22 protein-coding genes, 1 tRNA gene and 1 other RNA gene are annotated in these 24956 nt (G+C 68.2%); 13 read left to right on the top strand and 11 right to left on the bottom strand.

The genetic code is table 11. From position 1 onward, the window contains the following. Positions 1-51 precede the first annotated feature (51 nt). On the bottom strand, positions 52-789 hold the full coding sequence (locus BLW81_RS08885) for a maleate cis-trans isomerase family protein (protein ID WP_173839587.1): 738 nt from the start codon (positions 787-789) through the stop codon (positions 52-54). A gap of 104 nt (positions 790-893) precedes the next feature. Between BLW81_RS08885 and BLW81_RS08890 the strand changes: the two genes are divergently transcribed. From BLW81_RS08890 to BLW81_RS08900, 3 genes are read left to right on the top strand one after another with little or no spacing between them, the layout of a single operon-like run. Next, complete coding sequence (locus tag BLW81_RS08890; protein ID WP_083406846.1) at positions 894-1895, top strand: D-2-hydroxyacid dehydrogenase; 1002 nt, start codon at positions 894-896, stop codon at positions 1893-1895. Further along, complete coding sequence (locus BLW81_RS08895) at positions 1892-3295, top strand: amidase (RefSeq protein WP_083406847.1); 1404 nt, start codon at positions 1892-1894, stop codon at positions 3293-3295. The genes BLW81_RS08890 and BLW81_RS08895 overlap by 4 nt, the downstream gene beginning before the upstream one ends. Then, positions 3292-3792, top strand: a complete 501-nt coding sequence (locus BLW81_RS08900; RefSeq protein ID WP_083406848.1) for a DUF3830 family protein — start codon at positions 3292-3294, stop codon at positions 3790-3792. The genes BLW81_RS08895 and BLW81_RS08900 overlap by 4 nt, the downstream gene beginning before the upstream one ends. 12 nt (positions 3793-3804) lie before the next feature. Here BLW81_RS08900 and BLW81_RS08905 read toward each other — a convergent pair whose 3' ends face one another. The 3 genes from BLW81_RS08905 to BLW81_RS08915 are packed head-to-tail and all read right to left on the bottom strand — an operon-like array spanning position 3805 to position 6298. Beyond that, positions 3805-4230 carry a hypothetical protein gene (locus tag BLW81_RS08905; protein ID WP_083410408.1) on the bottom strand — a complete coding sequence of 142 codons (426 nt, stop codon included), beginning with the start codon at positions 4228-4230 and terminating at the stop codon, positions 3805-3807. A 10-nt stretch (positions 4231-4240) separates the two neighbouring features. Next, complete coding sequence (locus tag BLW81_RS08910) at positions 4241-5227, bottom strand: prenyltransferase/squalene oxidase repeat-containing protein (RefSeq protein ID WP_083406849.1); 987 nt, start codon at positions 5225-5227, stop codon at positions 4241-4243. A 3-nt stretch (positions 5228-5230) separates the two neighbouring features. Then, positions 5231-6298: an ATP-dependent DNA ligase gene (locus BLW81_RS08915; RefSeq protein WP_083406850.1), complete on the bottom strand. Its 1068-nt coding sequence runs from the start codon at positions 6296-6298 to the stop codon at positions 5231-5233. A 110-nt stretch (positions 6299-6408) separates the two neighbouring features. Here BLW81_RS08915 and BLW81_RS08920 point away from each other — a divergent pair, with 110 nt between their 5' ends. The 5 genes from BLW81_RS08920 (at position 6409) to BLW81_RS30210 (ending at position 13789) form a co-directional block, all read left to right on the top strand. Then, a complete protein-coding gene (locus tag BLW81_RS08920) occupies positions 6409-7887 on the top strand; it encodes an HNH endonuclease signature motif containing protein (protein WP_157897634.1) in 1479 nt (492 codons plus the stop codon). A gap of 565 nt (positions 7888-8452) precedes the next feature. After that, positions 8453-9730: a group II intron reverse transcriptase/maturase gene (gene ltrA / locus BLW81_RS08925; protein ID WP_083406851.1), complete on the top strand. Its 1278-nt coding sequence runs from the start codon at positions 8453-8455 to the stop codon at positions 9728-9730. Positions 9731-9971: 241 nt separating this feature from the next. Next, on the top strand, positions 9972-11018 hold the full coding sequence (locus BLW81_RS08930) for an ATP-dependent DNA ligase (protein WP_083406852.1): 1047 nt from the start codon (positions 9972-9974) through the stop codon (positions 11016-11018). A gap of 1 nt (position 11019) precedes the next feature. After that, positions 11020-12072, top strand: coding sequence for a non-homologous end-joining DNA ligase (ligD, locus tag BLW81_RS08935; protein ID WP_083406853.1), 1053 nt, complete (start codon positions 11020-11022; stop codon positions 12070-12072). Between the two features lie 97 nt (positions 12073-12169). Beyond that, positions 12170-13789, top strand: a complete 1620-nt coding sequence (locus tag BLW81_RS30210) for an Hsp70 family protein (protein WP_083406854.1) — start codon at positions 12170-12172, stop codon at positions 13787-13789. Here the strand turns inward: BLW81_RS30210 and BLW81_RS08945 are convergent. Then, complete coding sequence (locus BLW81_RS08945; RefSeq protein WP_083410410.1) at positions 13786-14847, bottom strand: NAD(P)H-dependent amine dehydrogenase family protein; 1062 nt, start codon at positions 14845-14847, stop codon at positions 13786-13788. The two genes, BLW81_RS30210 and BLW81_RS08945, sit on opposite strands and share 4 nt — an antisense overlap. A 77-nt stretch (positions 14848-14924) precedes the next feature. Between BLW81_RS08945 and BLW81_RS08950 the strand changes: the two genes are divergently transcribed. Beyond that, the gene (locus BLW81_RS08950; RefSeq protein ID WP_083406855.1) at positions 14925-15569 is read left to right on the top strand and encodes a TetR/AcrR family transcriptional regulator C-terminal domain-containing protein; all 645 of its coding nucleotides are present in this window, start codon (positions 14925-14927) and stop codon (positions 15567-15569) included. Here BLW81_RS08950 and BLW81_RS08955 read toward each other — a convergent pair. The 3 genes from BLW81_RS08955 to BLW81_RS08965 all read right to left on the bottom strand — a co-directional run bounded on the left by BLW81_RS08955 (position 15566) and on the right by BLW81_RS08965 (position 17566). Further along, positions 15566-16597 carry a S1C family serine protease gene (locus BLW81_RS08955; RefSeq protein ID WP_083406856.1) on the bottom strand — a complete coding sequence of 344 codons (1032 nt, stop codon included), beginning with the start codon at positions 16595-16597 and terminating at the stop codon, positions 15566-15568. The two genes, BLW81_RS08950 and BLW81_RS08955, sit on opposite strands and share 4 nt — an antisense overlap. 41 nt (positions 16598-16638) lie before the next feature. Next, positions 16639-17388, bottom strand: a complete 750-nt coding sequence (locus BLW81_RS08960) for a lipid uptake coordinator LucA (protein ID WP_083406857.1) — start codon at positions 17386-17388, stop codon at positions 16639-16641. A gap of 92 nt (positions 17389-17480) precedes the next feature. Further along, positions 17481-17566: transfer RNA gene (locus BLW81_RS08965), tRNA-Ser, on the bottom strand. Between the two features lie 80 nt (positions 17567-17646). On the opposite strand from BLW81_RS08965, the gene ffs reads away from it, so the two are divergent. From ffs to BLW81_RS08980, 3 genes are all read left to right on the top strand, one after another. After that, an RNA gene (gene ffs, locus BLW81_RS08970) (signal recognition particle sRNA small type) lies at positions 17647-17741 on the top strand. 31 nt (positions 17742-17772) lie between these two features. Beyond that, entirely contained in the window at positions 17773-19050 is a 1278-nt protein-coding gene (locus BLW81_RS08975; RefSeq protein ID WP_083406858.1) for an aspartate aminotransferase type Ic, read from the top strand. 39 nt (positions 19051-19089) lie between these two features. After that, positions 19090-20961: a DNA polymerase III subunits gamma/tau gene (locus tag BLW81_RS08980; RefSeq protein ID WP_083406859.1), complete on the top strand. Its 1872-nt coding sequence runs from the start codon at positions 19090-19092 to the stop codon at positions 20959-20961. A 4-nt stretch (positions 20962-20965) separates the two neighbouring features. Here the strand turns inward: BLW81_RS08980 and BLW81_RS08985 are convergent, their stop codons facing one another. Both BLW81_RS08985 and BLW81_RS08990 read right to left on the bottom strand, forming a co-directional pair. Continuing rightward, a complete protein-coding gene (locus BLW81_RS08985; protein ID WP_083406860.1) occupies positions 20966-22279 on the bottom strand; it encodes a class I SAM-dependent methyltransferase in 1314 nt (437 codons plus the stop codon). Further along, positions 22276-23670 carry an FAD-binding oxidoreductase gene (locus BLW81_RS08990; RefSeq protein ID WP_083406861.1) on the bottom strand — a complete coding sequence of 465 codons (1395 nt, stop codon included), beginning with the start codon at positions 23668-23670 and terminating at the stop codon, positions 22276-22278. The genes BLW81_RS08985 and BLW81_RS08990 overlap by 4 nt, the downstream gene beginning before the upstream one ends. A 70-nt stretch (positions 23671-23740) precedes the next feature. On the opposite strand from BLW81_RS08990, the gene BLW81_RS08995 reads away from it, so the two are divergent. After that, a complete protein-coding gene (locus BLW81_RS08995; RefSeq protein ID WP_083406862.1) occupies positions 23741-24181 on the top strand; it encodes an SRPBCC family protein in 441 nt (146 codons plus the stop codon). Between the two features lie 7 nt (positions 24182-24188). Here the strand turns inward: BLW81_RS08995 and BLW81_RS09000 are convergent, their stop codons facing one another. Next, the gene (locus BLW81_RS09000; protein WP_083410411.1) at positions 24189-24938 is read right to left on the bottom strand and encodes an Rv3717 family N-acetylmuramoyl-L-alanine amidase; all 750 of its coding nucleotides are present in this window, start codon (positions 24936-24938) and stop codon (positions 24189-24191) included. Positions 24939-24956 lie beyond the last annotated feature (18 nt).

A 24956-nucleotide genomic window follows, 5' to 3' on the forward strand; every position in this document is an offset into this window, starting at 1 on the left:
TTTCTGGAATGGGCAGATTGTCGACAATGTTAACAACCGGCTGATGTGTGGCTACGCAGCCAGCAGGCGTTGTCCCGGTCCGACGGCCTTGCGCCCGGCGACGCGCAGGGCCGCCCACATCGTCACCTGGTTCGCGGTGACGACGGGCTTCTGCAGATCGGCCTCCAGGTCGGCGATCAGGTCGTAGGTGGGCAGGTTCGTGCAGCTGACGACGATGGCTTCGGCGTCGGCGACGTCCGTGGCGCGGATCATCTCGGCCGTGCGGGCATACGGCACCGACCAGATCTGCGAGGTGAGGCCCAGCCCCGAGGTCGCGACGACTTCGATGCCCGCCTCCATCAGATAACTCGTCAGACCGATCGTCAGATCCGTCGTGTACGGCGTGACGGTCGCGACCCGGCCGACGCCGAGGTGCCGCAGCGCCTCGAGCATCGAGCCGCTGGTGGTCACCGCGGCCGGTGCGCCGGCCGCCCGCATCGCCGCGACCAGCGCCGCCTCTCCGGCGAGCCCTTTGACGAAGCTGCCCGCGGTGCACGCGTACGCGGTGACGAGCGGGGACACCGCCAGCACGTTGGCGGCACCGGCGATCACCTGCTCGGGATCGGAAACGTGCACCGCCATGTCGACGGTCACCGGCAGCGGGGCATACCGCAGCCGGGTGACGTACAGGCTGACGTCGTCGGGCACCCAGCGCCAGAGTTCGCGGTCGAGCGCGAAGTCGTACGGCGTCACTACGCCTATGCCTACCTGCTGCAATGGTGGGGGTGGCACCAGTTCCCCGATCCTCATTTGCACAGTGTGAGGCCAGAACGCGGAACCAGCAACAGATTGTTGACAATCATACGGCGCGTCCCTAGCCTCGGGGCGTGCCATCCCCCCGCGGTAGCGCCCAGATGACGTCGTCTCCGCAGGTCAGGGCGGGTTCCTCTCGGCCAGTCATCGCCGTCCTGTGCGAACGCGCGACGGATCGCCCGCCCACGCTGCAGGGGCTCGACGTCGAGTTCCGGTACTGCACAGCCGAGAACCTCGCAGCGGCCGTCCGCGGCGCCCGCGCGTTGTTGCTCTGGGACTTCTTCTCCACCGCGCTGCGCGATGTGTGGGACGAGGCCGACGGGCTGGAGTGGATCCACGTCACCGCGGCGGGTGTCGACACGCTTCTCTTCGACGCATTGCGCGACTCCGACGTCGTGGTCACCAACGCCCGCGGTGTATTCGACCGCCCGCTCGCCGAATACGTGCTCGGAGCGGTGCTCGCCCACGCCAAGGACAGCCGCACCAGTTTCGCGTTGCAGCGCGAGCACCGATGGCAACACCGCGAGACCCGCGGAATCGCGGGCGCACGCGCGCTCGTCGTCGGCACCGGCGGCATCGGCCGCGAGATCGCGCGGCTGCTGCGGGCCACGGGTATGCAGGTGCGCGGGGCGGGGCGCGTGGCGAGGTCGGACGACCCCGACTTCGGCGACGTGGTGGCCAGCGCGGACCTGGCCGACCACGTCGGCTGGTGCGATCACCTGGTGCTCGCCGCGCCGTTGACGTCCGCGACGCGCGGCCTGGTCAACGAGGTGGTGTTGGCCGCGATGAAGCCCGACGCCCACCTGGTCAACATCGGCCGCGGTCCGCTGGTGGACGAGTCGGCGTTGCTTTCGGCATTGTGCGACAACCGGATTGGTGGCGCGACGCTCGACGTGTTCGACACCGAGCCGCTGCCGCCCGGCCATCCGCTGTGGGACGCTCCCAACGTGACGATCACCGCGCACATGGGCGGCGACGTGGTGGGCTGGCGTGAGACGCTGGCCGAGCAGTTCGCCGACAACGCGCGGCGCTGGCTGGCCGGGCAGCCGCTGCGCAACGTGGTGGACAAGAAACTCGGGTACGTGCCGGGGGACGTGCGATGATCCCGACGGCCGCCGAGTTGGTGCAGGGCTACCGAACCAGAACCATCTCGCCCGTCGAGGCCACCCGGGAGGCGTTGGCCGCGATCGACGCGTACGACGGCGCCGTCAACGCCTACGTGCTCGTCGACCCCGAGGGGGCACTGGCCGCGGCGCGGGCATCCGAGAAGCGTTGGCTCGCAGGCGAACCGCTCGGACCTGGCGACGGGATGCCGACGTCGATCAAGGACGCGTTGTGGACGCGCAGTTGGCCGACTCTGCGCGGTAGTTGGCTCATCGACGAAGCCGGCCCGTGGGACGAGGACGCGCCCTGCACGGCGCGACTGCGCGAGACCGGCGCCGTCTTGCTCGGCAAGACCACGACGCCGGAGTACTCGTGGAAGGGTGTCACCGACTCACCGCGGTTCGGTGTCACCGGCAATCCGTGGGATCCCACCAAGACCGCGGGTGGGTCCAGCGGCGGCAGCGCAGCGGCGGTAGGCCTCGGGATGGGCGTGTGGTCGGTCGGTACCGACGCGGGCGGATCGGTGCGAATTCCGGCGGGATTCACCGGAACGGTCGCGCTCAAGCCGACCTATGGGCTGATTCCGCACTACCCGCCGAGCCCATTCGGCACGCTGGCGCACCCCGGTCCCATGACCAGGACGGTGGCCGACACCGCTGCGCTGATGGACGTGATCACCGGGTTCGACGCCCGGGACTGGTCGGCCATGCCGACGCCGCGCTCGTCGTTCCTTGCCGGTCTCGACGACGGCGTCGCGGGCCTGCGGGTGGCGTTCTCTTCGAACTTCGGTTTTGTGCGCAACGACCCGGAGGTCGACGCGGCGGTGCGGGCCGCGGTGACCGTGCTCTCCGATGCGGGCGCCTCGGTCGAGGAGATCGACCCCGGGTTCGCGGATCCGGTCGATGCCTTCCACGTCCTGTGGTTCTCGGGTGCGGCAAAAGTGTTGCAGGCGTACGGCGAAGCGGTCGACGACCGAGTGGATGCGGGCTTGCGCCGGATCGCGGCGGCGGGTGCTTCGTTGACGGCGTCGGATTACCTCGATGCGACGGCCGTCCGGATGCAACTGGGACAGGTGATGGGCCGGTTTCACCAGCACTATGACGTGCTGATCACGCCGACGCTGCCGATGCCCGCCTTCACCGCCGGTCGCGACGTGCCGGAGGGCTGGCCGTCACCGGACTGGGCGACATGGACGCCGTACACCTACCCTTTCAACATGACTCAGCAGCCCGCGCTGAGCGTGCCTTGCGGGTTCACCGCAGCGGGCCTGCCGATCGGGCTGCAGATCGTCGGCCCACGCCACGCCGACGCCCTGGTGCTGCGGGTGGGACAGAGCTACGAGACGGCCACCGACTGGCGTCGGCGCACGCCGGCCCTGACAGCACAAGGAGTTCGATGAGCAGGCTGATCACCGTGTCCCTGGACAAGCGCGGCGTCAGCTGCACCGCGCGCATGCTGGACGACGCGGCACCGCGTACCTGCGCGGCGGTATGGGACGCGCTGCCCTTGTCGGCACCGGTGTTTCACGGCAAGTATGCGCGCAACGAGATCTACACGCTGCTACCGGAATTCGCGCCGGCGGACCCCGGCCGGGAGAACACCACGGTGACGCCGATCCCGGGTGACCTGTGCTGGTTCTCGTTCGACTCGGACCAGCTCGGCAACCCGGCCTACGGCTACGAGAACAGCACGGGAACCGGTACCACCGGGGCGATCGTCGATCTGGCACTGTTCTACGGCCGCAACAACCTTCTGATCAACGGCGACCAGGGTTGGGTGCCGGGCAATGTGTTCGGTGCCGTCATCGAGGGCCTCGACGAGATGGCCGAAGCCTGCCAGGACTTGTGGATGGGCGGAGTCCGCGGGGAGACGCTGAGCTTCCAGCGCGCCACATGACCGCGGTCGACGTCAGGCGGGGAGCAGGCTGATCGGGTTCTGGTGCTGCAGAACGTTGGGATCGTTGCAGGCGCCCGGTTTCGAGGTGTAGGTGGCGGTTCCCGCCAGCGTCGCCGGGTCGAACGCGTAGGACAGATCGCCCGGACCCGTGCTTCCGTCCGCGCACGTCCACCCGTTCGGCACATCGTGGCGTTCGACGGTCCACGGCCCGCCTGCCACCCGGCTGATGTGGGCGATCATGCCGGTGGAGCTGGAGACGGTGCCCCCGCAGGCGCCCTCCGGGTTGCACTGCGTGGTGATCGACCACCGGTTTTGCGTCGGGCCGTTGACGAAGACGAACTCGCCGTCGAGCCGGTCGTCGGCCGACGCGGCACCGGCCGTCGCCACGGCGATGCCGGCCACCGCGACGGCCAGCGCTGAGGCGCGGAGGGAAGTCACCACCGCAGCATCACACGCCGACGACGCCGGGGTCACCCGTCTGGGGAAATCTGTCGTCCCACCATGCCAGCACCCGGGCCGCCGACAACGTCAGCCACTTCGACGGCTTGCCCTCGGGGACGTCGACGTCGAACCAGACCCGGCCGCTGTGGGGACGCCCCTGCAGCACCGTCCCGTCTGGTTGGCGAGCGGCGCGGATCAGCTCGATGGCCTCGGCCATCCGCGGGTCAGGGGGACCGGCCGTGCGGAAGTAGTCCACCGCGTTGAGCAGGCTATAGCACCAGCGCCAGGGATAGGTGAAGTTGAACACCCACGGCCCGACCGGCTCTGAGGTCGTCAAGCGCCGAAACAGACTGCGCTGCAACAGGTAGTCTTCGCCGGCGCGGCGGGCGGCGCGGGTCGCATCGGTGTCACCGGTGGCGGCTTCGTAGGCCAGCAGGCCCTTCAGCGCGTTCAGCGTCGAATGAAATGACGAACGGATCGAGCCTTCGACCCACTCGCAGTTCCAACCGCCGTCGGCCAGTTGGTGCTCGAGAAACCAATCCTTGATGACGGTGACGTCGACGCCGAGCCAGAGCCCGTTGGCGAGTGTCCAGGCGTTGATGCAGCAGTCGACCTCACCGTCCCAGTAGGGCAGGTCGTCGTATTCCCACCGGCAGTGCGCGGCGAGCAGCTCCGGTGTGCGGCGTTCACGGAGCACATCGGCGTCGACTCCCCACTCCCGCAACGCATTCAGCGACCAGGTTGTCGCGGTCCAGGGCTGGCCGACGTCGCTGATGGTCTCGAAGTCGAAGTCGGCGGGGAAGAACGCGCCGCCTGCCCACTGCCCGTCGGGATCCTGCAGTGCCAGCAGGCGTGCACCGAAGCCCTCCGTCGCGGTACGCGCCCGCGTCGCCTGCCAGACTTCCTGCGGCTCACCGAGAATGTCGCGCTGGACTTGCCACCGCAGCGCAGGGTCGGAGTCGAGCAGCCAGGCGATCACAGACTCCGAGAGCATGATCTAGCCGCCGAGTCCGGGGACGATGTCGTTCAGTTCGAACGTCACGGGTTGTTCGAGTTGTTCGAAAGTGCATGAGTGCGGGTCGCGGTCGGGACGCCACCGGTTGAACTGCGCGGTGTGGCGGAACCGCTCGCCCTCCATGTGGTCGTAGCGGGCCTCGACGACGCGTTCGGGGCGAAGCGGCACGAATGACAGGTCCTTGCCGGCGTTCCAGCGTGAACCGCCGCCGTAGCGTCGGACCACGTCCGGGTCGACGTGCGCGGCCCAGTTCCACGGGTGCGCGTCGAAAGGTGTTATGAGGGGCTGCATTTCGACGAAGAGTTCACGTCGTCTGGCCATCGGAAAGGCGCCGATCACCCCGACCGACGCCAGGCTGCCGTCCTCTTTGTAGAGTCCGAGCAACAGGGATCCGATCGCATCGTCGCCCGATTTGTGCAGGCGGTACCCGGCGACGACGCAGTCCGCGGTGCGCTGGTGCTTGATCTTGAACATCACCCGCTTGTCCGGCTGGTAGGTCAGGTCGAGGGCCTTGGCGATGACGCCGTCGAGGCCTGCGCCCTCGAACTCGTCGAACCAGCGCTGGGCGGTGCTCAGATCCGTGGTGGTGGGGGTGAGGTGGAATTTCTTCGCGTTGGTGGTGAGTGCGTCTTCGAGGGCGGTCCTTCGCTCGCTGAAAGGCCTTGCGGTGTAATCGGTGTCGTCGAGCGCGAGCAGGTCGAACGCGATGAACGACGCCGGCGTCTGGGTAGCCAGCATCTGCACCCGGGATGCGGCGGGATGGACGCGAAGTTGCAGCGCATCGAAGTCGAGTCCGGTTCGAGTGGCGATGACGATCTCGCCGTCGATGACGCACCGTTGCGGTAGTTCGGCTTTCGCGGCCTCGACGAGTTCGGGGAAGTAGCGCGTCAGCGGGCGCTCGTTGCGACTCCCGAACTCCACCTCGTCGCCGTCGCGGAAGCAGATCGACCGGAAGCCATCCCACTTCGGTTCATAGGACGCGTCCGGAGGGATGGCGGCCACCGATTTCGCCAGCATCGGGGAAACCGGCGGCATGACGGGCAGACGCATGCGGCCATTGTCGCAGTTGGCTGAAAATCGTGAAATCACTCCTGTCTCTTTGGTTTCAGAGGTCACATCGCCAGGCCGGGTTGTCGGTGGGTCGAACTAGTGTTCGAAGTATGGAGTCGGGCCGGGTCAGCGAGCGGATCGCGGCATTGCGCCGCGAGGTCGATGCGCTGATGGCCGAGCCCCTCGATGCCTTGAGCACTACTGAGGTGTTGGCGGCGACCGCCGAGTGGGAGTCGTTTGTGCGCGCGTCGGCGATGGTGAGGCATCACCTGGTGGCGCAGTTGGGCCGCGCACCGGTTGCCGAGCTGGGGGAGTCCAGCGTGGGTCGGGCGCTGTCGACGTTGTTGCGGATCTCGGTCGCGCAGGGCAATCAGCGGGTGGCCGAGGCCAAACAGTTGGCCCCGCGGGTCACGATGACCGGTGAGCGGTTGGCCCCGGTGCTCGCGAACACGGCTGCAGCGGTGCGGCAAGGGTTGATCGGTGCTGAGCATGTACGGGTGATCCGCAAGTTCTTCGATAAGCAGATCCCGCGGTCGGTGGGCTTTGATGTGCGCGAGGCCGCCGAAGCACACTTGGCTGACCTGGCGGGTGGGCTGGATCCGCAACAGCTGGGTCAGGCCGCCAAGCGGTTGGCTCAGCACATCGATCAAGACGGTGAGTTCTGCGAGGAGTTGGTCAAGCAAAAGCGTGGGATCTGGTTCAGCAAGCAGCGCCCCGATGGCAGCAGCGAGATCCACGGCACCGTCGATGCGGCGACGCGGGCGTGGATCGAAGCGGGCTGGGCGATCTACGGCGCCCCGGGCCGCAACAACCCCGACGCCCCGGACGTCGAACCCGCCCCCGAGCCCGGCGACGACCCCGCCGAACCGGCCGACAGCGAGGCGGTCGACGCTGCCGACAACGGGTCGTCCGAGGTCGAACCGGCGGATCGCGAGGCGACCGAAGCTTCCGACGTTGGACCCTCAGCGGACGTCGTGGTCACTGATACGCGCACGCGGGCGCAGCGCAATCACGATGCGATGGGCGCGATGTGCCGTGATCTGCTGGCGTTGCGGGGCAGCAGCACCCATAACGGGTTGCCGGCCACCGTCGTCATCACCGCGACCTTGCAGGACTTGCAGGCCGCGGCGGGGCACGGGGTGACCGCGGGCGGGACCCTGGTGCCGATGCGCGACGTGATCGCGATGGCGGCTAACGCGCACAACTATCTGGCGGTGTTCGACCAGCACACCAGCCAACCGCTCTACCTCGGGCGCGCGCGCCGGTGTGCCAGCACCGCGCAGCGGTTGATGCTGTTCGGCCTCGAGCGTGGCTGCACCAAACCCGGCTGCAGCGCCCCGGCCTATGAAACCCAGGTCCACCACGCGGTCACCGACTGGGCCGACGGCGGGCGCACCGACATCACCGAACTCACCCTGGCCTGCGGGCCCCACAACCGCTCAGTGAAACCCGGCGGCTGGCGCACCGGCAAACGCCGTGATTGGCGCACCGAATGGCTACCCCCGCCGCAGCTCGACACCGGCCAAGCCCGGGTCAACAACTACCACCACGTGTGCCACGAACGAGGATCGGAGGCTCGATGTAGGTAGCGAGACTGTGTGATTCGGTGTTCTGCAAGAGATGAAGGTTGGCCCTTCGGAGTCGTCGGTCGGGCGGAGACTTCAAACCACCACATGCTGCGTTGGCTGAAGACCGTCGTGGTGAGCGATGTGGAAAAGGCACCCCCAGGAGGTGTCAGGTGGGGACCAGGAAGATGAGTGACCCCGAACCGCTGTTGATGTGTCGTCATAGTTTGGAGTGACATCGAAACCGCGGCCGTGTGGTGGGCGGCGGGAGCAAGGCTTGGCGGGTGTCCCGATTCTGGCCAGGTGGTGTCCGGCATTGAGGCGGCATGAGCCTGGTCTGCGGCTCTTGCAGGAAACGTGGGAAGGCGCGTCACGACACTGCTGAATGAGTTCGGTTGGGATGTAACCGGATTCCCCAGCGAGAGGGAGTAGCCGGGCCATGGCCCGGTGTGAGTACCGTTGCGCGGCGCGCTGGCGGACCGGCTCGTAGTAGTGAGGAAGCCCCTGTAATGGGGGTGGAGCGAAGGGGCCGGGTCATCTGTGGCTGTTTGTCCGGTCAACCCGGGGAATCGTCTCGGGGAGGAGCTGTATGAGCACGCTGAAATCATCAGCGAAACCGTTCGAAGTTTCGAAGTGGGAAATCTGGAGGGCCTACGAGAAGGTCAAGGCGAACAAGGGTGCACCGGGAGTCGATGGTGTGGATCTGCAGGCATTCGAGGCTGATCTAAAGAGCAACCTCTACAAGATCTGGAATCGGATGGCCTCGGGGTCCTACTTTCCCCCACCGGTGAAGGCGGTGGAGATCCCCAAGCCACATGGCGGCGGGACCAGGGTGCTAGGAGTGCCCACGGTCGCGGACAGGATCGCCCAGACGGTGGTGGCCATACGGCTGGAAGAGCAGGTCGAACCGATCTTTCATCCAGACTCCTACGGCTATCGACCGAACCGGTCGGCCCTCGACGCGGTTGGGGCCTGTCGGCAACGCTGTTGGAGCTACGACTGGGTCATCGATCTGGACGTGGCGAAGTTCTTCGACAGTGTGCCCTGGGATCTGGTCATCAAAGCAGTGGCCGCACACACCGACCAATCATGGGTGCTGCTGTATGTGAAGCGGTGGCTTGCCGCACCACTGCAGCAGCCCGATGGCACCCTGCACCAGCGAGATCGTGGCACCCCGCAAGGGTCGGCGGTTTCCCCGGTGTTGGCGAACCTGTTTCTGCACTACGCGTTCGATATGTGGATGCGTCGGGAATTTCCGTCGGTCCCGTTCGAGCGGTATGCCGATGACGCGGTCGTGCACTGCACCAGTGAGCGGCAAGCTCACCAGGTGCAGGCGGCGATCGCAACCAGGCTGGAATCTGTCGGGCTGCGCCTGCATCCGGACAAGACCCGGATCGTGTACTGCCAGGACGCCAACCGGCGCGGCTCTGCTGAGCACACGTCGTTTACGTTTCTGGGTTACATGTTTCGCGCTCGCGGGGCACGCAATCGAAACGGAGTGGTATTCACCTCGTTTCTTCCTGCGGTCAGCCCCGACGCCTTGAAGAAGATGGGGCAGGTGCTGCGCCGATGGAAGTTGCACCGTCGCACCGATCTGTCCTTCGTTGAGTTGGCTCGGATGATCAATCCGGTCGTCCGGGGGTGGATGCGCTACTACGGAGCCTTTTACTCCACAGCGCTAAACCCCTTCCTTGGGCGCATCAACGCCTACCTGCTGCGCTGGATCCGCAAGAAATATCGACGTTACCGCGGCTACCGGAAGGCCAGTAAAGCCTGGGCCCGTGCTGTTGCACACTATCCTCGGCTGTTCGCCCACTGGAGCCAGGTCACGGCCCCGCTGAAGATCAAGATGATGGGAGCCGGGTGACGGGAGACTGTCACGCCCGGTTCTGAGGGAGCCCGGAGGTGCAACCCCTCCGGGCCACCCGACCCCGAGCGCTACCTGATCCCCGACGACGGCGCCGACGGTGACGCCGGCGACGGCGACGGCGAAAGACCCAGCCCCAGCGACCCTGACCGCGACGCCAACTGACGCCGCGGAGCGCCACCCTGCGCGGAAGCGATGACAATGCGCGATGCCGTCGGTCTCAAGTCCCGTGAACGCAATAATGGGCCAGGTGGATCTCCCCGTACTCCCGCCGCTGGAACCGATGCTCGCCAAAGCTCAGGTGAAGGTGCCCCCCGAAGCAGGGGTGTGGTCGTACGAACCGAAGTGGGACGGATTCCGGGCACTGGTGTTCCGCGACGGCGACAAGGTCGTCCTGCTGTCCCGCAGCGGTAAGGACCTCGGCCGCTACTTCCCCGAAGTCATCGAGTCGGTGCGCGACGAGTTGGCGCCGCGGTGCGTCCTCGACGGCGAGATCGTCGTCCCACGCGAGTTCGGCGGGCGGACCCGGCTCGACTGGGAGTCGCTCAGCCAGCGCATCCATCCCGCGGCGAGCCGGATCAGGATGCTCTCGGAGCAGACGCCCGCACATTTCATCGGATTCGACGCGTTGGCCGTCGAAGACCGGTCGCTGCTCAAGGAGCCGTTCCGCGTCCGTCGTGAAGCGCTCCTCGACGCGGTGACCGAGAAGCAGTGGTGCCACGTCACCCGCACCACGGAAGATCCCGAACTCGGTGCACAGTGGCTCGAGGAGTTCGAAGGCGCCGGGCTGGACGGGGTGATCGCCAAGCGGCTCGACGGCCCGTACCTGCCGGGCAAGCGCGAGATGGTCAAGGTCAAGCACGCCCGCGACGCGGACTGCGTGGCGATGGGCTACCGCATCCACAAGAGCGGCGAAGGCATCGGCTCGATCCTGCTCGGGCTGTACCAAGGCGACGAACTGCTCATGGTCGGCGGCGCTGCCGCTTTCACCGCCAAGGACCGCATCAAACTCCTCAACGAGCTGGAGCCGCTACGCGAAGGCGACGAGCTGCGCGAAGGCGATCCCAGCCGGTGGAACTCCGCCGCCGACAAGCGCTGGGTTCCGATCCGCCCCGAGAAGGTGTGCGAGGTCGCCTATGACCAGATGGAAGGCAACAGCGGAGCGCAGCGCTTCCGCCACGCGGTGAAGTTCCGGCGCTGGCGACCCGACCGCGATCCACGAAGCTGTACCTTCGACCAACTCGACGTGCCGCTGAACTACGACCTCTACGACGTTCTGGAGTCCTGAAATGGCAACGCCCGCAGAGGAAATCGACGTTGACGGCGTCAAGGTCCGGCTGACCAACCGGGACAAGCCCTATTTCCCGAAGCTGGGGAAGAACGGCACCAAGGGCAAGCTCTTCGACTACTACCTGTCCGTCGCCGAGCCGATGGTCGCGCTGCTGCGCGACCGGCCCGTGCACCTACAACGCTTCCCCGACGGGGTCGACGGTGAGGAGATCTACCAGAAACGGACGCCGCAGAAGCGGCCCGACTACCTCGAAACGTGCACGGTCACGTTCCCGTCGGGACGCACCGCCGACGCGCTGAAGATCACCCACCCGTCGGCCATCGCGTGGGCCGCGCAGATGGGCACGGTCACGCTGCACCCGTGGCAGGTGCGCTGCCCTGACACCGAGCATCCCGACGAGCTGCGCATCGACCTCGACCCGCAGCCCCGGACCGGCTTCGCCGATGCGAGCAGCGTCGCGGTCGATGTCTTAAAACCGCTGCTCGACGAACTCGGGCTCGTCGGATACCCGAAGACGTCGGGCGGCCGCGGTGTGCACATCTTCCTGCGGATCAAGCCGGACTGGGATTTCATCGAGGTTCGGCGGGCGGGGATCGCGCTGGCCCGCGAGGTCGAACGCCGGGCGCCCGACGCGGTGACCACGTCCTGGTGGAAGGAAGAGCGGGGCAAGCGAATCTTCATCGACTACAACCAGAACGCCCGCGATCGCACGTTCGCGTCGGCGTACTCGGCCCGCAAGACACCGATCGCCACGGTGTCGACACCGCTGACGTGGGATGAGCTGCGCGACGCCGACCCCGACGACTTCACCATCGCGACCGTTCCGGATTTCATTGCGGGACGGCCGAATCCGTGGGCCGATATCGACAAGAAGCCGCAGTCGATCAAGAAACTGCTCGACATGGTCAAGGCGGACGAGGACCGCGGCCTCGGCGACATGCCCTATCCACCGAACTATCCGAAGATGCCGGGCGAGCCTCCGCGGGTGCAGCCGAGCAAGAAGGTCGCGGCCAACTGGGACGAGGACGGCACGCCCGTCAAGAACAGCTGAGATACGCGCGTTTCCGGCACCGCCCGACACCCTTGTGACGCAAGATGGTGAAGTGGTCACGACGGTCACAAGGGCAGGGGGTTGAGAGTTGTTGTCGGTGGACTTCGGCACGTCGTACACCGCGGTGGCGTTCCGCGACTCACAGGGAGCGATCCGTGACGTGCCGCTGTCGTCCGCCGGCACGCTGATGCCCTCGGCGGTGCTGTGCAACGCCGGTCGCATGCTGACCGCCGGCGACGACGCGGTACTCGCCGGCCACGCCGACCCGTCCGCGCTCGATCCTGCCCCCAAGCGGCGCATGGACCAGGTCGAGGTCAACCTCGCCGGGCTGTTCCTGCCGATGACCGACCTCGTCGCCGCAGCGCTCTCCGTGGCCCTCGCCAAGGCCGCCGCATTCACCGGTGAGCAACCCGGCGAGGTCGTCCTCACCTACCCGAATCACTGGCACCAGGCGCTGATTCAGCGACTGGCCACCGCGGGTGAGGTCGCCGGGATCGACCAGCACCGTATGCGCCTCGTCGACGAAGCCACCGCCGCGGCCGCCTATCACACCGACGCAACCGCGCGCCTCGTCGTCGTCGACATCGGCGCCGGCATCTGCAGCGTGTCGGTCCTCGATCGGCAGCAGGACGGCACGTTCACCGTCATCGCTGCCGACGGTTTCGACGGCCTCGGCGGGCTCGACTTCGAGGCCCGCATCAAAGCGTGGGCCCTGCAGCAGCTCGAGACCACCAACCCCGCGCTCGCGGCCGAGGCCGCTAACAGGGCCGACCTCGCCGGCCAGCTCCGCCTCGCCGACACCATCCGCACCGCCAAGGAACTGCTGTCCACCGAACAGACCGCCGCCGTCGTCGTCACCGGCGCCACCGGAACCGAGACGCTGCACCTGTCGCGCGCGCAGTTCGAGACGCTGATCGCCGCCGACGTCGACCGTGCGGTCCGGCTCACCGAAAGCCTGCTCTTCCACGCCAACACGCTCCGACAGCACACCGAGCCCGTCGCGATCCATCTGACCGGCGGATCGTCGCGCATCCCGCTGATCCAGGCCCGCTTCGCCAAAATCGGTCCCGTCGAGGTGCTCGACCCGAAAGCCGTTGTCACCCATGGCGCACTACTCGCCGCCCCGACACCGGAACAGCAGCGCTACAACAAGGTGCCCGAACAACCGCCGGCGCCGGTGCGCAGCCGCTGGAAGCGGCATCAACAACGCAAGGCCGCTTCCAGAGCTGCACTCGGTGGCGGCGCGACCCGGCGCCGCAAGCTCATCACGACCACCACCCGCAAGTGGTTGGCCGGTATCGCCCTACTCGCGATCGTCGCCAGCGGTGTCGGCGTCGCCGCGGTGATGATCTTCGGCAGCATCACCGCGCCGAAGCAACTACCGCAGGCGTCGTCGCCCCGCACCACCTTCGCGCCGCCCACCCCGAAGGTGCCGACCCCGGTCGAGTTCACCGTCAACGTGATCGTCACCGAGCAGCAGTGCCCGCCTGAGGCGCCGGCCTGCACCTACAAGTACACGATCGAGCCGAAGTACATTGGTCTGCACCCGCTTCCGGAGACGCCGTTCACCGTCTTCTATGAAGTCGTTGGCGGCGTCGCCCCGCAGAAGGGCGAGTTCACCGTGCACAAGGACCAGGCCAAGATCCTCAAGGACGTCGTGCTGGAGGGTTCGCCCGCAGCGCAACTGCGGGCGAACGTCCTTCAGGTCGCTGGTTAGGCCATCACCCCGCGCGCCTGCGGCAGCGGCAGGTCGTTGTACGTCGCGATACCCGGCGCCGCCGCGACGACGGCAGGGATCGCGTGGATCGGCGGCATCGCGGTCATGATGTGCCCGAGCACGAAGAAGTCCGCGATATTCTTGGCGTTCTCGATCATGTCGGGCGGCGGGAGGAAACCGACCTGCATGTTGACCGTGGGCCTACCGTCGATGGTGATCTTCCACCCGTCGCCGTCGAGCTGCCAGTCCGGCTCCAGCGTCTGGCCCTTCTTCCACCGGACGTTGATGTCGACGACGGTCTTGCCGCCGGCAATGCCCTGCCAGCTGGCGTAGACGCCGGCCACGTGACCCTTCGGGATGGTCCACGACGCCATCGTGAGATCCTCTGTCGTCTGGGCATATTCGGGCACGCACTTGATCTCGTCGAGCTCGACCCCGATCGAGTCGGCGACCAACCGGACCGCCTCGGCGAACACCGCGGTGCCCTTGGCCGCCATCGGCTGCAAGTTCGGGTCGTCGATCGCGGTGCCGAAGCCCACGGGGCGCTCGGTGTCGGGGGAGTCGTAGAGCGTGGTGTCGGCCGACTCGGAGATCGTGATCTTGTCGACGCGGTCGCACGCCGTCGACGCGACAATCGCCAGCAGTTCGGCGAAGCCCGGGCTGACCCCGGACCCGAAGAGCGTCGACCCGCCGCGCCTGCACGCCTCCTCGAGCTTGTCACGGTCAGCGCCGAGGTTGTGGCCGGTGATGAACGACGCCGACGCCACCACGTTGACCCCCGCCTCGAGGATGCGCACCAGTTCGTCGACGTCGATCCACATCGGGTTGTACACCACGACATCGGGTTTGAGCGCGAGCAGGGCGTCGACGTCGTCGGTGGCCTGCACGCCGAGCGGCTCGATGCCGGCCAACTCGCCGGCGTCCTCGCCGACCTTGTCCTTCGACCACGCGTAGAGGCCGACGAGTTCGTAGTTCGGATTCTTGGCGATCGCCTCCACCGAACTCTTGCCGACGTTGCCGGTGGTCCATTGGACGACGCGATAGGAAGTGTTTGGCACCCGCACAGCATAGGAACCGTGCGCGCGGTTTTTTGCCGTTCGGCGAAAATTCCAACGATGCGGCTTAGGCTGGGCCGATGAGCGGCCGGACCAGGGGGCGCCCGCCGCGGATCAGCCGGGACCAGATCCTCGCGGCGGCCCGCGACGTGGCGAGCCGAGACCTGACCATGCAGGCGGTCGCCGACACGCTCGGCGTCAGCCGTAAGGCGCTGCACTACTACGTCGGCGACCGCGAGGGACTGCTGTCGCTGGTGCTCGTCGACCGGTTCGAGCGCGAGCTCGGCGGCGTCGAGCTACCCGCTGACGACGACTGGCGAAAGGTGTTGCGCACGTACGCGATCGCGTTCCGCGACGGGTTGATCCAGGTCGGTGCCGCGACCGACTTCAACCGGCTGCGCGGCATCGGCGCCGCCGCCGCGTTGGCGCTGGCCGACCGCGTCCTCGGCGTCCTGCTGAGCGCCGGGTTCGAGCCCGACACCGCCCGGCACGCGTTGACCGCGGCGTCGAACATCGCCCAGTCCGCGGCCCACGACAGCGCCGCGCAGACCGCGGGTGGGATGCACCGCCACCGCGCCGAGACCGCAGCGGCGCTCGAACACGAACCGGCCGACACCTATCCGGCGTTGCGGCGGGTGCTGTCGTCGGCGAGGTCGCGGCGGCAGGACGCCGAGGAGCAGTTCGACTTCGAACTGGATCTGCTGATCGCGGGTCTGGAGCGTTAGGACATCGGGGTCAGCGTCGCCTTGCCGACGCGTTCCTGCCCGCTGCCGTCGATCCACGTCAGGTCGATGACGTCGCCGGGGTAGTGGCGGTCCAGTACGTAGGTGAGCGTGGTCGCGGAGTCCAGCGGGGTGCCGTCGAGCGTGAGCAGCGCGTCGCCGGGAACCAGCCCGGCCTGCTCGGCCGGCCCGCCGCGCAGCACGTCGGCGATCTGCACGCCGGGCCCGCGCTGCGCTGTGCGCACGCCGACGCCCAGCAGCACCGGCGGTCCGATGTGCACGTCGGCGGACGGCGCCCGGGACCGGATCTGGTTCGCGATGGCCATCGCGTCGTTGATCGGGATTGCGTAGCCCTCGCCGCCGGGACCGAAGCGGTAGTTCACCGAGGCGGCGGTGGTGACGCCGACGACCTGGCCGGCGCTGTTGACCACCGGGCCACCCGAGTCGCCGGCCACCACCGGCGCGGCGAACTCGAAGAGACCGGTCAGCTCGTCCTTGCTGCCGGTCAGCGCGTCCTCGGCGTTGACGGCGCGGCCGAAGCCGGTCACCGTGCCGACCTCGCGGGTCAGCGGGCCGTTCGAGCCGTTGGCATTGCCCAGCGCGACGACGGGTTCGCCCTCCGCGAGCTGGGCCGAGTCGCCGATCGGTGCGGCGGGCAGCCCCGCGGCGCCGATCAACTGCAGCACCGCGATGTCGCGTCTGCGGTTGTAGCCGACGAGTTCGGCGGGGTAGGAGCGTCCGCCGACGGCCGCGGTGATGCGGTCGGCGCCCGACACCACGTGGAAGTTCGTCAGCACCTGACCGTTCGGGTCGAGGACGATGCCTGCGCCGTTGCCGTACGCGCGCTGGTAGTCGATCTCCGTGTCGATGCGCACCACGGCCGGCTCGACCTGTGCGGCGCCGGCGAGCGGGTCGCCGGGGGCGGCGAGAACCGGGGTCGCGGGTGCCACAAGGGCCAGCACCATGGCCGATGCGATGGTGAAAGCGGTCAGCAACGGCGCGACGCGACGCCGGACGGGGATTTTGCCCATATGCCCATATTGCCCGATGGGCGGTCGGTTAACCGTGGACGCTAGTCCTCGACCGCGATGCCGCCGCGCAGCCGCCTGCGCCGACGCCGGGCCGGCTCGGGCCGGCGGTTGCGCAGTTTGCCGCCCTCCGACGTGTCTTCCGACGAGTCCTCGGAAGTGTCCTCGGCAGGCTCGTCCGAGCTCTCGGACTCCGTCTCTTCGACGGCCGCTGTCTCTTCGGCGGCCTCTTCGGTGGATTCGGTGTCCTCAGTGTCCTGGGTTTCCTCGACGGCCTCGGTGGTCTCGGCCTCGTCGTCGGACTCTTCTGCACCGCCGCGACGGCGCCGCTGCTTCGGCGCCTTCACCTTCAGCGGTTTCGGCGGTGGCGGCGGCAGTTCGGCGACCCACGCCAGGTAGAACGCGGAGATGCCGAGCAGCGCGGTCGCCGCGGCCGCCCCGTAGACCCCGAACAGCCACTGGCCGGCGTCGTCGAGCGACAACCAGATCTCGCTGACCGCGGCGCCGATGATCAGCAGACCCGCCAGCACATGCAGCGCAATGGCCCAGGTCCGCAGCGTCAACGCCAACTGCGGGGTGCCGAACTCGGGCCTGCGCGTGCGCAGCAGCGTGAACACGACCGGCAGCGCGGCCAGGCCGATCAGCGCGCCCACCACGATGCGCAGCACCGTGCCCAGCGTGTGTGAGGTGGTGCCCGTCAGCTCGGGCCAGCGCGGGAGGACGAAGAAGAAGTACAGAACACCGGCGACGACGCTGAACGACGCGTGCCAGATCACCGCAACGGTGCGGCTCATACTCCTCCTACGCGCTCGTCGGCTCTGCGTGAGCGCTGATCGCTTTGGTGTGCCCGGGGTGCGACCGAAACCGTCGCACCCCGGGCCGAGTGCGGAGGATGCGGGATTTGAACCCGCGAGGGCTATTAACCCAACCCGCGTTCCAGGCGAGCGCCATAGGCCACTAGGCGAATCCTCCGCGGGCCATGGTAGCCGACCTGAGGGGGCCGTCGTTCACGATGCGCGGGCCGGCCGCCGACGCTCTGGTATTAGACTCGCCGTGGACCCCGCGCGGCGTCCATCCTGTGAACTCCCCCAGGGCCGGAAGGCAGCAAGGGTCAATGGGCTCTGGCGGGTGCGCGGGGTCCCCTTCTTTTTCACGCTTCTCCAGTCGAAAGGCGTCCGGTGTCATTTCTGTCGCTCGGCCGGGACGAACTCTCCGCTCTCCACGAGCAGCAGAAACGCAACTACGCCGAGCTGCAGGCCAAGGGCCTCAAGCTGGACTTGACCCGCGGCAAGCCGTCGTCGGCGCAGCTGGACCTGTCCAACAAGCTGCTCGAGCTGCCCGGTCCCGACGACTTCCGCGACGGCGACGGCACCGACGTCCGTAACTACGGCGGTGTGCACGGTCTGCCGGAGCTGCGCGCGATCTTCGGCGAGCTGCTCGGCATCCCGGTGCAGAACCTGATCGCCGACAACAACGCCAGCCTGGAGCTGATGCACGACGTCGTGGTGTTCTCGCTGCTGCACGGCGGGCCGGACTCGCCGCGGCCGTGGGTGCAGGAGCCGACGCTGAAGTTCCTGTGCCCCGCCCCCGGGTATGACCGGCACTTCGCGATCACCGAGAGCCTGGGCATCGAGATGATCACCGTGCCGATGCTCGAGGACGGCCCCGACGTCGACCTGATCGAGGAGCTCGTCGCCGCCGACCCGGCCATCAAGGGCATGTGGTGCGTGCCGGTCTACTCGAACCCGACCGGGGTGACGTTCTCGTGGGAGACGGTCCGTCGCCTCGTCCAAATGCGCACCGCAGCAACCGATTTCCGGTTGATGTGGGACAACGCATACGCGGTGCACACGCTGACGCACGATTTCGTCCGCAACGTCGATGTGCTCGGGCTGGCCGAGGCCGCAGGCAACGGGAACCGGCCGCTGGTGTTCGCGTCGACCTCGAAGATCACCTTCGCCGGCGCCGGTGTCAGCTTCCTGGGCGCGTCGCTGGGCAACATTGCGTGGTTTTTGCAGCATGCGGGCAAAAAGACGATCGGCCCGGACAAGGTCAACCAGCTGCGCCATCTCCGGTTCTTCCGCGACGCCGATGGTGTGCGGCTGCAGATGCAGCGCCACCAGCAGCTGTTGGCCCCGAAGTTCGCCGCGGTGTTGGAGATCCTCGAGGACCGGCTCGGCGAGTCGAAGATCGCATCATGGACCGAACCCAAGGGCGGCTACTTCATCAGCCTCGACGTTCTGCCGGGCACGGCCAAGCGCACGGTGGCGCTGGCCAAGGATGCCGGCATCGCGGTGACCGAGGCGGGCGCGACGTTCCCGTATCGAAAAGATCCGGAAGACAAGAACATCCGCATCGCGCCGACCATGCCGCCGGAGCCCGAGCTGCGCGAGGCGATCGACGGCCTGGCGACTTGTGCGCTGCTGTCGGCGACCGAGTCATTGCTGAAGGGCTGAGGTGCTCGCTCGTCGGACCGCGCCGGTAGCCTGCTGACCGTGGCGCTCTACCGCAAGTACCGGCCCGCGACCTTCGCCGAGGTCGTCGGCCAGGAACATGTCACCGAGCCGCTGTCGACGGCGCTGACGTCCGGCCGCATCAACCACGCGTACCTGTTCTCGGGTCCGCGTGGCTGCGGCAAGACGTCGTCGGCGCGCATCCTGGCCCGCTCGCTGAACTGCGAGCAGGGGCCGACGGCGACGCCGTGCGGCGTGTGCGACTCGTGCGTGGCGCTGGCGCCCAACGGGCCGGGCAACGTCGACGTCGTCGAACTCGACGCGGCCAGCCACGGCGGCGTCGACGACACCCGCGAACTCCGCGACCGCGCCTTCTACGCGCCCGCGCAGTCGCGCTACCGCATCTTCATCGTCGACGAAGCGCACATGGTCACCACGGCCGGCTTCAACGCGCTGCTCAAGATCGTCGAGGAGCCGCCCGATCATCTGATCTTCGTGTTCGCGACCACCGAACCCGAGAAGGTGCTGCCGACCATCCGGTCGCGCACCCACCATTACCCGTTCCGGCTGCTGGCGCCGCGGACCATGCGTTCGCTGCTGGAACGCATCTGCGCGCAGGAGGACGTCGCGGTCGACGAGGCCGTGTACCCGCTGGTGATCCGTGCAGGCGGCGGCTCGCCGCGCGACACGCTCTCGGTGCTCGACCAGCTGCTGGCCGGCTCTGAATCAGGCACAGCGGGCAACCACATCAGTTACGCGCGGGCGCTGGCGCTGCTGGGTGCGACGGACGTCGCGCTGATCGACGACGCGATCGACGCCTTGGCGGCCGGCGACGCCGCCTCGCTGTTCGGTGTCGTCGAGGCGGTGATCGACGCCGGCCACGACCCGCGCCGGTTCGCGACCGACCTCCTGGAACGGTTCCGCGACCTGATCATCCTGCAGTCGGTGCCCGACGCCGCCGCGCGCGGTGTCGTTGATGGACCCGAGGACGTGCTCGAGCGGATGCGCGAGCAGGCGACCCGCATCGGCACCGCCACGCTGACCCGCTACGCCGAAGTCGTGCACGCCGGCCTGGGCGAGATGCGCGGCGCGACCGCACCGCGGCTGCTGCTCGAGGTGGTGTGCGCACGGCTGCTGCTGCCCTCGGCCAGCGACACGGAAAGCGCTCTGCTGCAACGGGTCGAGCGCATCGAGACGCGGCTGGCGATGTCGATCCCGGCGGGTGAGGCGGCGGTCGGGCAGCCGGGCGCGCCGCCCAAGCAGTACGCCCGCAGGAGCCAGACCGCCGACAAGCCGGCACCCACGCCGACGCCCGAGCCCGTGCCACCGCCGCGCCCCGAGCCCAAACCTGAGCCCAAACCCGAGCCGCGGGTCGAGACCAAGCCGGCCGACGAGCCCAAGCCGCCGTCGCCGCCGCCGGTACGGCCGCCGTCGGACCCCGTGGTGACCGCACCGCCGCCCGCGGCGGTCACCGGCGAGCCGAACGCCGCTGCCGTGCGCAGCATGTGGTCGACGGTGCGCGACAAGGTCCGGGAACGCAGCCGCACCACCGAGGTCATGCTCTCCGGCGCGATCGTGCGCGCCGTCGAGGGTGACACGCTGGTGCTCAGCCACGAGTCGGCGCCACTGGCCAAGCGGCTCTCCGAACAACGCAACGCCGACGTCATCCGCGAAGCGCTCAAGGACGCCCTCGGGGTGAACTGGAAGATCCGCTGCGAGACGGGCGCCGCGCCCCCACCCGCCGCCGAGCCGCCGCCCCGCGACGACGCGGCGCCGCCGCAGCGCGACCAGGACGAGGAGGACATGCTGGCCGAGGCCAGCGCCGACACCTCCGACACCCCGCGCCGCGACCCCGAGGAAGCCGCGCTGGAGCTCCTTCAGACCGAGCTGGGCGCGCGCCGCATCGACAGCTAGCGGCCTACGCCGTCCACCACGGCCGCAGCGGCAATCCGCCGTCATTGCCGTTGCTGTCCAGCTTGACCGCCAGAACCTGGTGCAGCTGAACCACATTGGTCTCGAAGCCCAGCCGGGAGCCGGCCATGTACAGGCCCCACACCTTGGCGGTCGGCAGGCCGACCTCGGCGACGGCCTCGTCCCAGTGCTCGACCAGGTTGCGGCACCAGTCGCGCAGGGTCAGCGCGTAGTGGTGACGCAGGTTCTCCTCGTGCACGACCTCCAGGCCGGCGTCCTGCGCCTCGGTGATGATGCGGCCCGACCCGGTGAGCTCCCCGTCGGGGAACACGTAGCGGTCGATGAAACCGCCGGCACCCGCCACCGACTTGTTGTCCGGGCGGGTGATGCAGTGGTTGAGCAGCAGCCCGCCGGTGCGCAGCTTGGACCGCAGGAAGCCGAAGTACGCCGGGTAGTTGTGCACGCCGATGTGCTCGGTCAGGCCGATCGACGACACCGCGTCGAAGCCGGACTCGCGCACGTCCCGATAGTCCCCGTGCCGCACCTCGGCGAGGTCACCGAGGCCCTGCTCGTCGATCGCCTTCTGCGCCCACGCCGCCTGCTCCGTGGACAGCGTCACACCGATCGCGCGGACGCCGTGCTTGGCGGCGTAGCGGACCATGCCACCCCAGCCACATCCGACGTCGAGCAGCCGGTCGCCCGGCTTGAGGCGCAGCTTCTCGAACACCAACCGGTACTTGTTGTCCTGCGCCTCCTCCAGCGTGGCGTCGGCGTCGGGATAGCACGCGCAGGTGTAGGTCATCGACGGTCCGAGCACCCACTCGTAGAACGTGTTGGACACGTCGTAGTGGTGATGGATGGCCTCAGCGTCACGAGTCTTGCTGTGCCGCAGACCTTCTGCGATCCGCCGCCACCGCGGCAACGCCTCCTGCGGCGGCGGCGCGATCGGCTTGAGGTGCTCGATGCCGATCGAGCGCACGATGTTGGCCAGCAGCCGCGCGGGCGGACGCTTGAAATCCATCTTGTCCGCGAGCGCCCGCAGCAACTCGTACGGATCGCCCGGATGCACCCCGTGCGTGGCGAGGTCACCCGACACATACGCGCGTGCAAGCCCCAGATCACCCGGCGCCGTGGCGAGGTACGTCGTCCCGCGCGGGGTCAACAGCTCCAGGCCCAGCGGCGCGTCCTCGGGGCCGGCCGTGCTGCCGTCGTATGCCGAGAACCGCAGGGGGAGTCGGCCGCCCGCGAAAATCTCGAGGATCTCGGCGAGCGTGTACTTCCTGGCGGGAGCCTGGGTCCCCTGTTCCTTGAATGTGGTCATCGTCGTTGCACCGCCTTCGCATACAGGTCGAGAAGCCGTGAATCTGGATCGTAGGCCTTTTTTACGGTTTTGTAGATTTCGCCTCCGTAGAGCTGGTCGAACTCGTCGCGGCCGTAGTACGCGTCGGAGTACAGCGATTTGTGGCCGTCGAGTTCGCTGACCTTGGCCTCGATGAGCCGGTTGGTGTAGCCCTGCTCGGCCGGCCAGTCGGGGCCGACGGGCACCGACGACCAGAAGCCGACGTTGACGTAGGTGTGGTCGGGCCGGATCGGATACAGCGGCCAGCCGTTGTTGTCGCGAAGCCGCAACGGGCACAACCAGATCGGTTCGATCGGCACGTTGTCGAGGAACCAGTGCAGGAACTCGGGGACCCGCGCGATCGGCACCTCGATGTCCTGCACGACGCGCTCGCGGGGCGGCCGGCCGTTGCGGATCTCGATGCGGTCGGCGATGTTGAAGCGCTGGTCGTAGGCGATGAGTTTCCAGTAGAAGCTGCTGCGCCGCAGGCGCCGTGGCCACCACCGCCGGATGCGCGGGTCTTGCGCGCCGAACGCGCGCGAACACCAGAACCAGTCGGTGTCCCAGCGCCACAGGTAGTCGTGAATGGTGAGCCGGTCGTGCTTCTCGTTCTCGCCGTCGTGCTGGATCGAGCGGTAGTAGATCTGCTGGCCGGTGTAGTCGCTGACGGGTCCTGGTGTCGCGGTCTGGATTCCGAGCGTCAGGTAGCTCTCGTCGGCGGAGAACACCACGCCGTCGAGGTAGTCGACGCGGGTGCCGTCGTACCCGCCTGTGTCCACGATGCGGTCCATCGTCGCGACGAGTTCGTCGAGATCGCGGAAACGCAGGTGGCGCAGCGCCACAAACGGCTTCACCGGTTCCAGCTCGATCTTCAGCCGGACCGAGTAGCCCAGCGTGCCATAGGAATTGGGAAACGCCCGGAACAGGTCGGGGTGCTGGTCACGCGACGCGGTGAGCACCTCGCCGGTGCCGGTGAGGATGTCCATCTCCAGCACCGACTCGTGCGGCAGCCCGTTGCGGAACGAGGCCGACTCGATGCCCAGTCCGGTGACGGCGCCGCCCAGCGTGATCGTCTTGAGCTGCGGCACCACCAGCGGGCTCAGCGCGTACGGCAGCGTCGCGGCGACCAGGTCCTCGTAGGTGCACATCCCGGCGACGTCGGCGGTGCGTGCCTCCGGGTCGACGGCCAGCACCCCGGTCAACCCGGAGACGTCCAGGCCCTTGCCGCTGGTCGCGGCGCGGGCGCGGAACAGGTTGGAGGTCGGTTTGGCCAGGCGGACGGTGGCATCCGGCGGTATCGCACGGTAACTGTCCACGAGCCGCTGTACGCCCGCGGCCTGAACAGCACGTGCGTCGGTTCGGGCAACAGACACGCATATACGCTAGTCCGCGGTGGCACCCGATGCGACCGCACAACCCCGTCTAACAAGGAGCTTGCAGGAGATGGCACAGGTCAGCGCATCCAGCACCGTCACGATCGACGCGCCGCCGGAGACCGTGCTGGCGGCCGTCGCCGACTACGCGACCGTGCGCCCGAAGATCCTGTCGTCGCACTACAGCGACTACAAGGTGTTCGAAGGCGGCCAGGGCGCGGGCACCGTCGCCGGCTGGAAGCTGCAGGCGACCAAGTCGCGGGTGCGCGACGTCAAGGCGACCGTCGATGTGGCGGGTCACACGGTCATCGAGAAGGACGCGAACTCGTCGATGATCACGAACTGGACCGTCGCGCCCGCCGGTCCGGGGTCGACGGTCACGGTGAAGACGTCCTGGCAGGGCGCCGGCGGGATCGGCGGGTTCTTCGAGAAGACGTTCGCCCCGCTCGGGCTGCGCAAGATCCAGGCCGAGGTGCTCAACAACCTCAAGACGCAGGTCGAAAGCGCCTAACTCGCGCCTAACTGGCGCCCAGGAAACCGGCGATCCCGCGCACGACCGCGTCGGCGTACTTCTGCCTGCCCTCGGGCGTCTTCATCAGCGCGGAGTCCACCGGGTTCTTCATGTTGCCCAACTCGACGAGGATCGACGGGTACTGGGCGAGGTTGAGCCCGGCGATGTCCGAGCGCGGGTTGAGCCCGCCCGACCCGATGTAGGTCGACGGCACGAACCCGGAGGCCTGCAACTGGTCGCGCATGATCGCGGCGAACCGCGGTGCGGGCCCGGCCTGCGCGTCGTTCAGCGGCGGCGAGGAGTACAGCACGTGGAAGCCGCGCCCGGTCGGCGGACCGCCGTCGGCGTGGATGCTGACGATCGCGTTGGGGCGCACCGAGTTGGCCAGCGCCGCGCGCTCGTCGACGCAGGGGCCGGGCCCGGTGTCGTCGCCGCGCGACATCGCGGTGCGCACGCCCAGATTGGTCAGCGCCTGCCGGATCCGCAGCGTGGTGTCCCAGGCGAAGGTGTGTTCGGGGAAGCCGTCCTCGGTGGAGGTGCCGCTGGCCTGGCAGTCCTTGGTGCCGCCGCGGCCGGTCGGTACCTGCCTACTGATCGAGGCGTCGTTGGCGCCGTTGTGGCCGGGATCGAGGAACACGATCTTGCCCGCGATGCTGTTCGGCGCGGCCCCGGCTTCTGTCGCGGGGACGACGAGGGTCGAGGCGACGACGAGCAGACCGGCGACCAGGAAATGGCCGACACGCAGGCGGGCGAGCACGGGCGTCACCGTAGCGGC

This window comes from Mycolicibacterium rutilum (genome assembly GCF_900108565.1).
Classification (GTDB): Bacteria; Actinomycetota; Actinomycetes; order Mycobacteriales; family Mycobacteriaceae; genus Mycobacterium; species Mycobacterium rutilum.

What these genes read in the sequence shown, in the direction of transcription:
- BLW81_RS08885 (WP_173839587.1), bottom strand. Translation starts at nt 789, where the DNA reads ATGAGGATCGGGGAACTGGTGCCACCCCCACCATTGCAGCAGGTAGGC.
- BLW81_RS08890 (WP_083406846.1), top strand. Translation starts at nt 894, where the DNA reads ATGACGTCGTCTCCGCAGGTCAGGGCGGGTTCCTCTCGGCCAGTCATC.
- BLW81_RS08895 (WP_083406847.1), top strand. Translation starts at nt 1,892, where the DNA reads ATGATCCCGACGGCCGCCGAGTTGGTGCAGGGCTACCGAACCAGAACC.
- BLW81_RS08900 (WP_083406848.1), top strand. Translation starts at nt 3,292, where the DNA reads ATGAGCAGGCTGATCACCGTGTCCCTGGACAAGCGCGGCGTCAGCTGC.
- BLW81_RS08910 (WP_083406849.1), bottom strand. Translation starts at nt 5,227, where the DNA reads ATGCTCTCGGAGTCTGTGATCGCCTGGCTGCTCGACTCCGACCCTGCG.
- BLW81_RS08915 (WP_083406850.1), bottom strand. Translation starts at nt 6,298, where the DNA reads ATGCGTCTGCCCGTCATGCCGCCGGTTTCCCCGATGCTGGCGAAATCG.
- BLW81_RS08920 (WP_157897634.1), top strand. Translation starts at nt 6,409, where the DNA reads ATGGAGTCGGGCCGGGTCAGCGAGCGGATCGCGGCATTGCGCCGCGAG.
- ltrA (WP_083406851.1), top strand. Translation starts at nt 8,453, where the DNA reads ATGAGCACGCTGAAATCATCAGCGAAACCGTTCGAAGTTTCGAAGTGG.
- BLW81_RS08930 (WP_083406852.1), top strand. Translation starts at nt 9,972, where the DNA reads ATGGGCCAGGTGGATCTCCCCGTACTCCCGCCGCTGGAACCGATGCTC.
- ligD (WP_083406853.1), top strand. Translation starts at nt 11,020, where the DNA reads ATGGCAACGCCCGCAGAGGAAATCGACGTTGACGGCGTCAAGGTCCGG.
- BLW81_RS08950 (WP_083406855.1), top strand. Translation starts at nt 14,925, where the DNA reads ATGAGCGGCCGGACCAGGGGGCGCCCGCCGCGGATCAGCCGGGACCAG.
- BLW81_RS08955 (WP_083406856.1), bottom strand. Translation starts at nt 16,597, where the DNA reads ATGGGCAAAATCCCCGTCCGGCGTCGCGTCGCGCCGTTGCTGACCGCT.
- BLW81_RS08960 (WP_083406857.1), bottom strand. Translation starts at nt 17,388, where the DNA reads ATGAGCCGCACCGTTGCGGTGATCTGGCACGCGTCGTTCAGCGTCGTC.
- BLW81_RS08985 (WP_083406860.1), bottom strand. Translation starts at nt 22,279, where the DNA reads ATGACCACATTCAAGGAACAGGGGACCCAGGCTCCCGCCAGGAAGTAC.
- BLW81_RS08995 (WP_083406862.1), top strand. Translation starts at nt 23,741, where the DNA reads ATGGCACAGGTCAGCGCATCCAGCACCGTCACGATCGACGCGCCGCCG.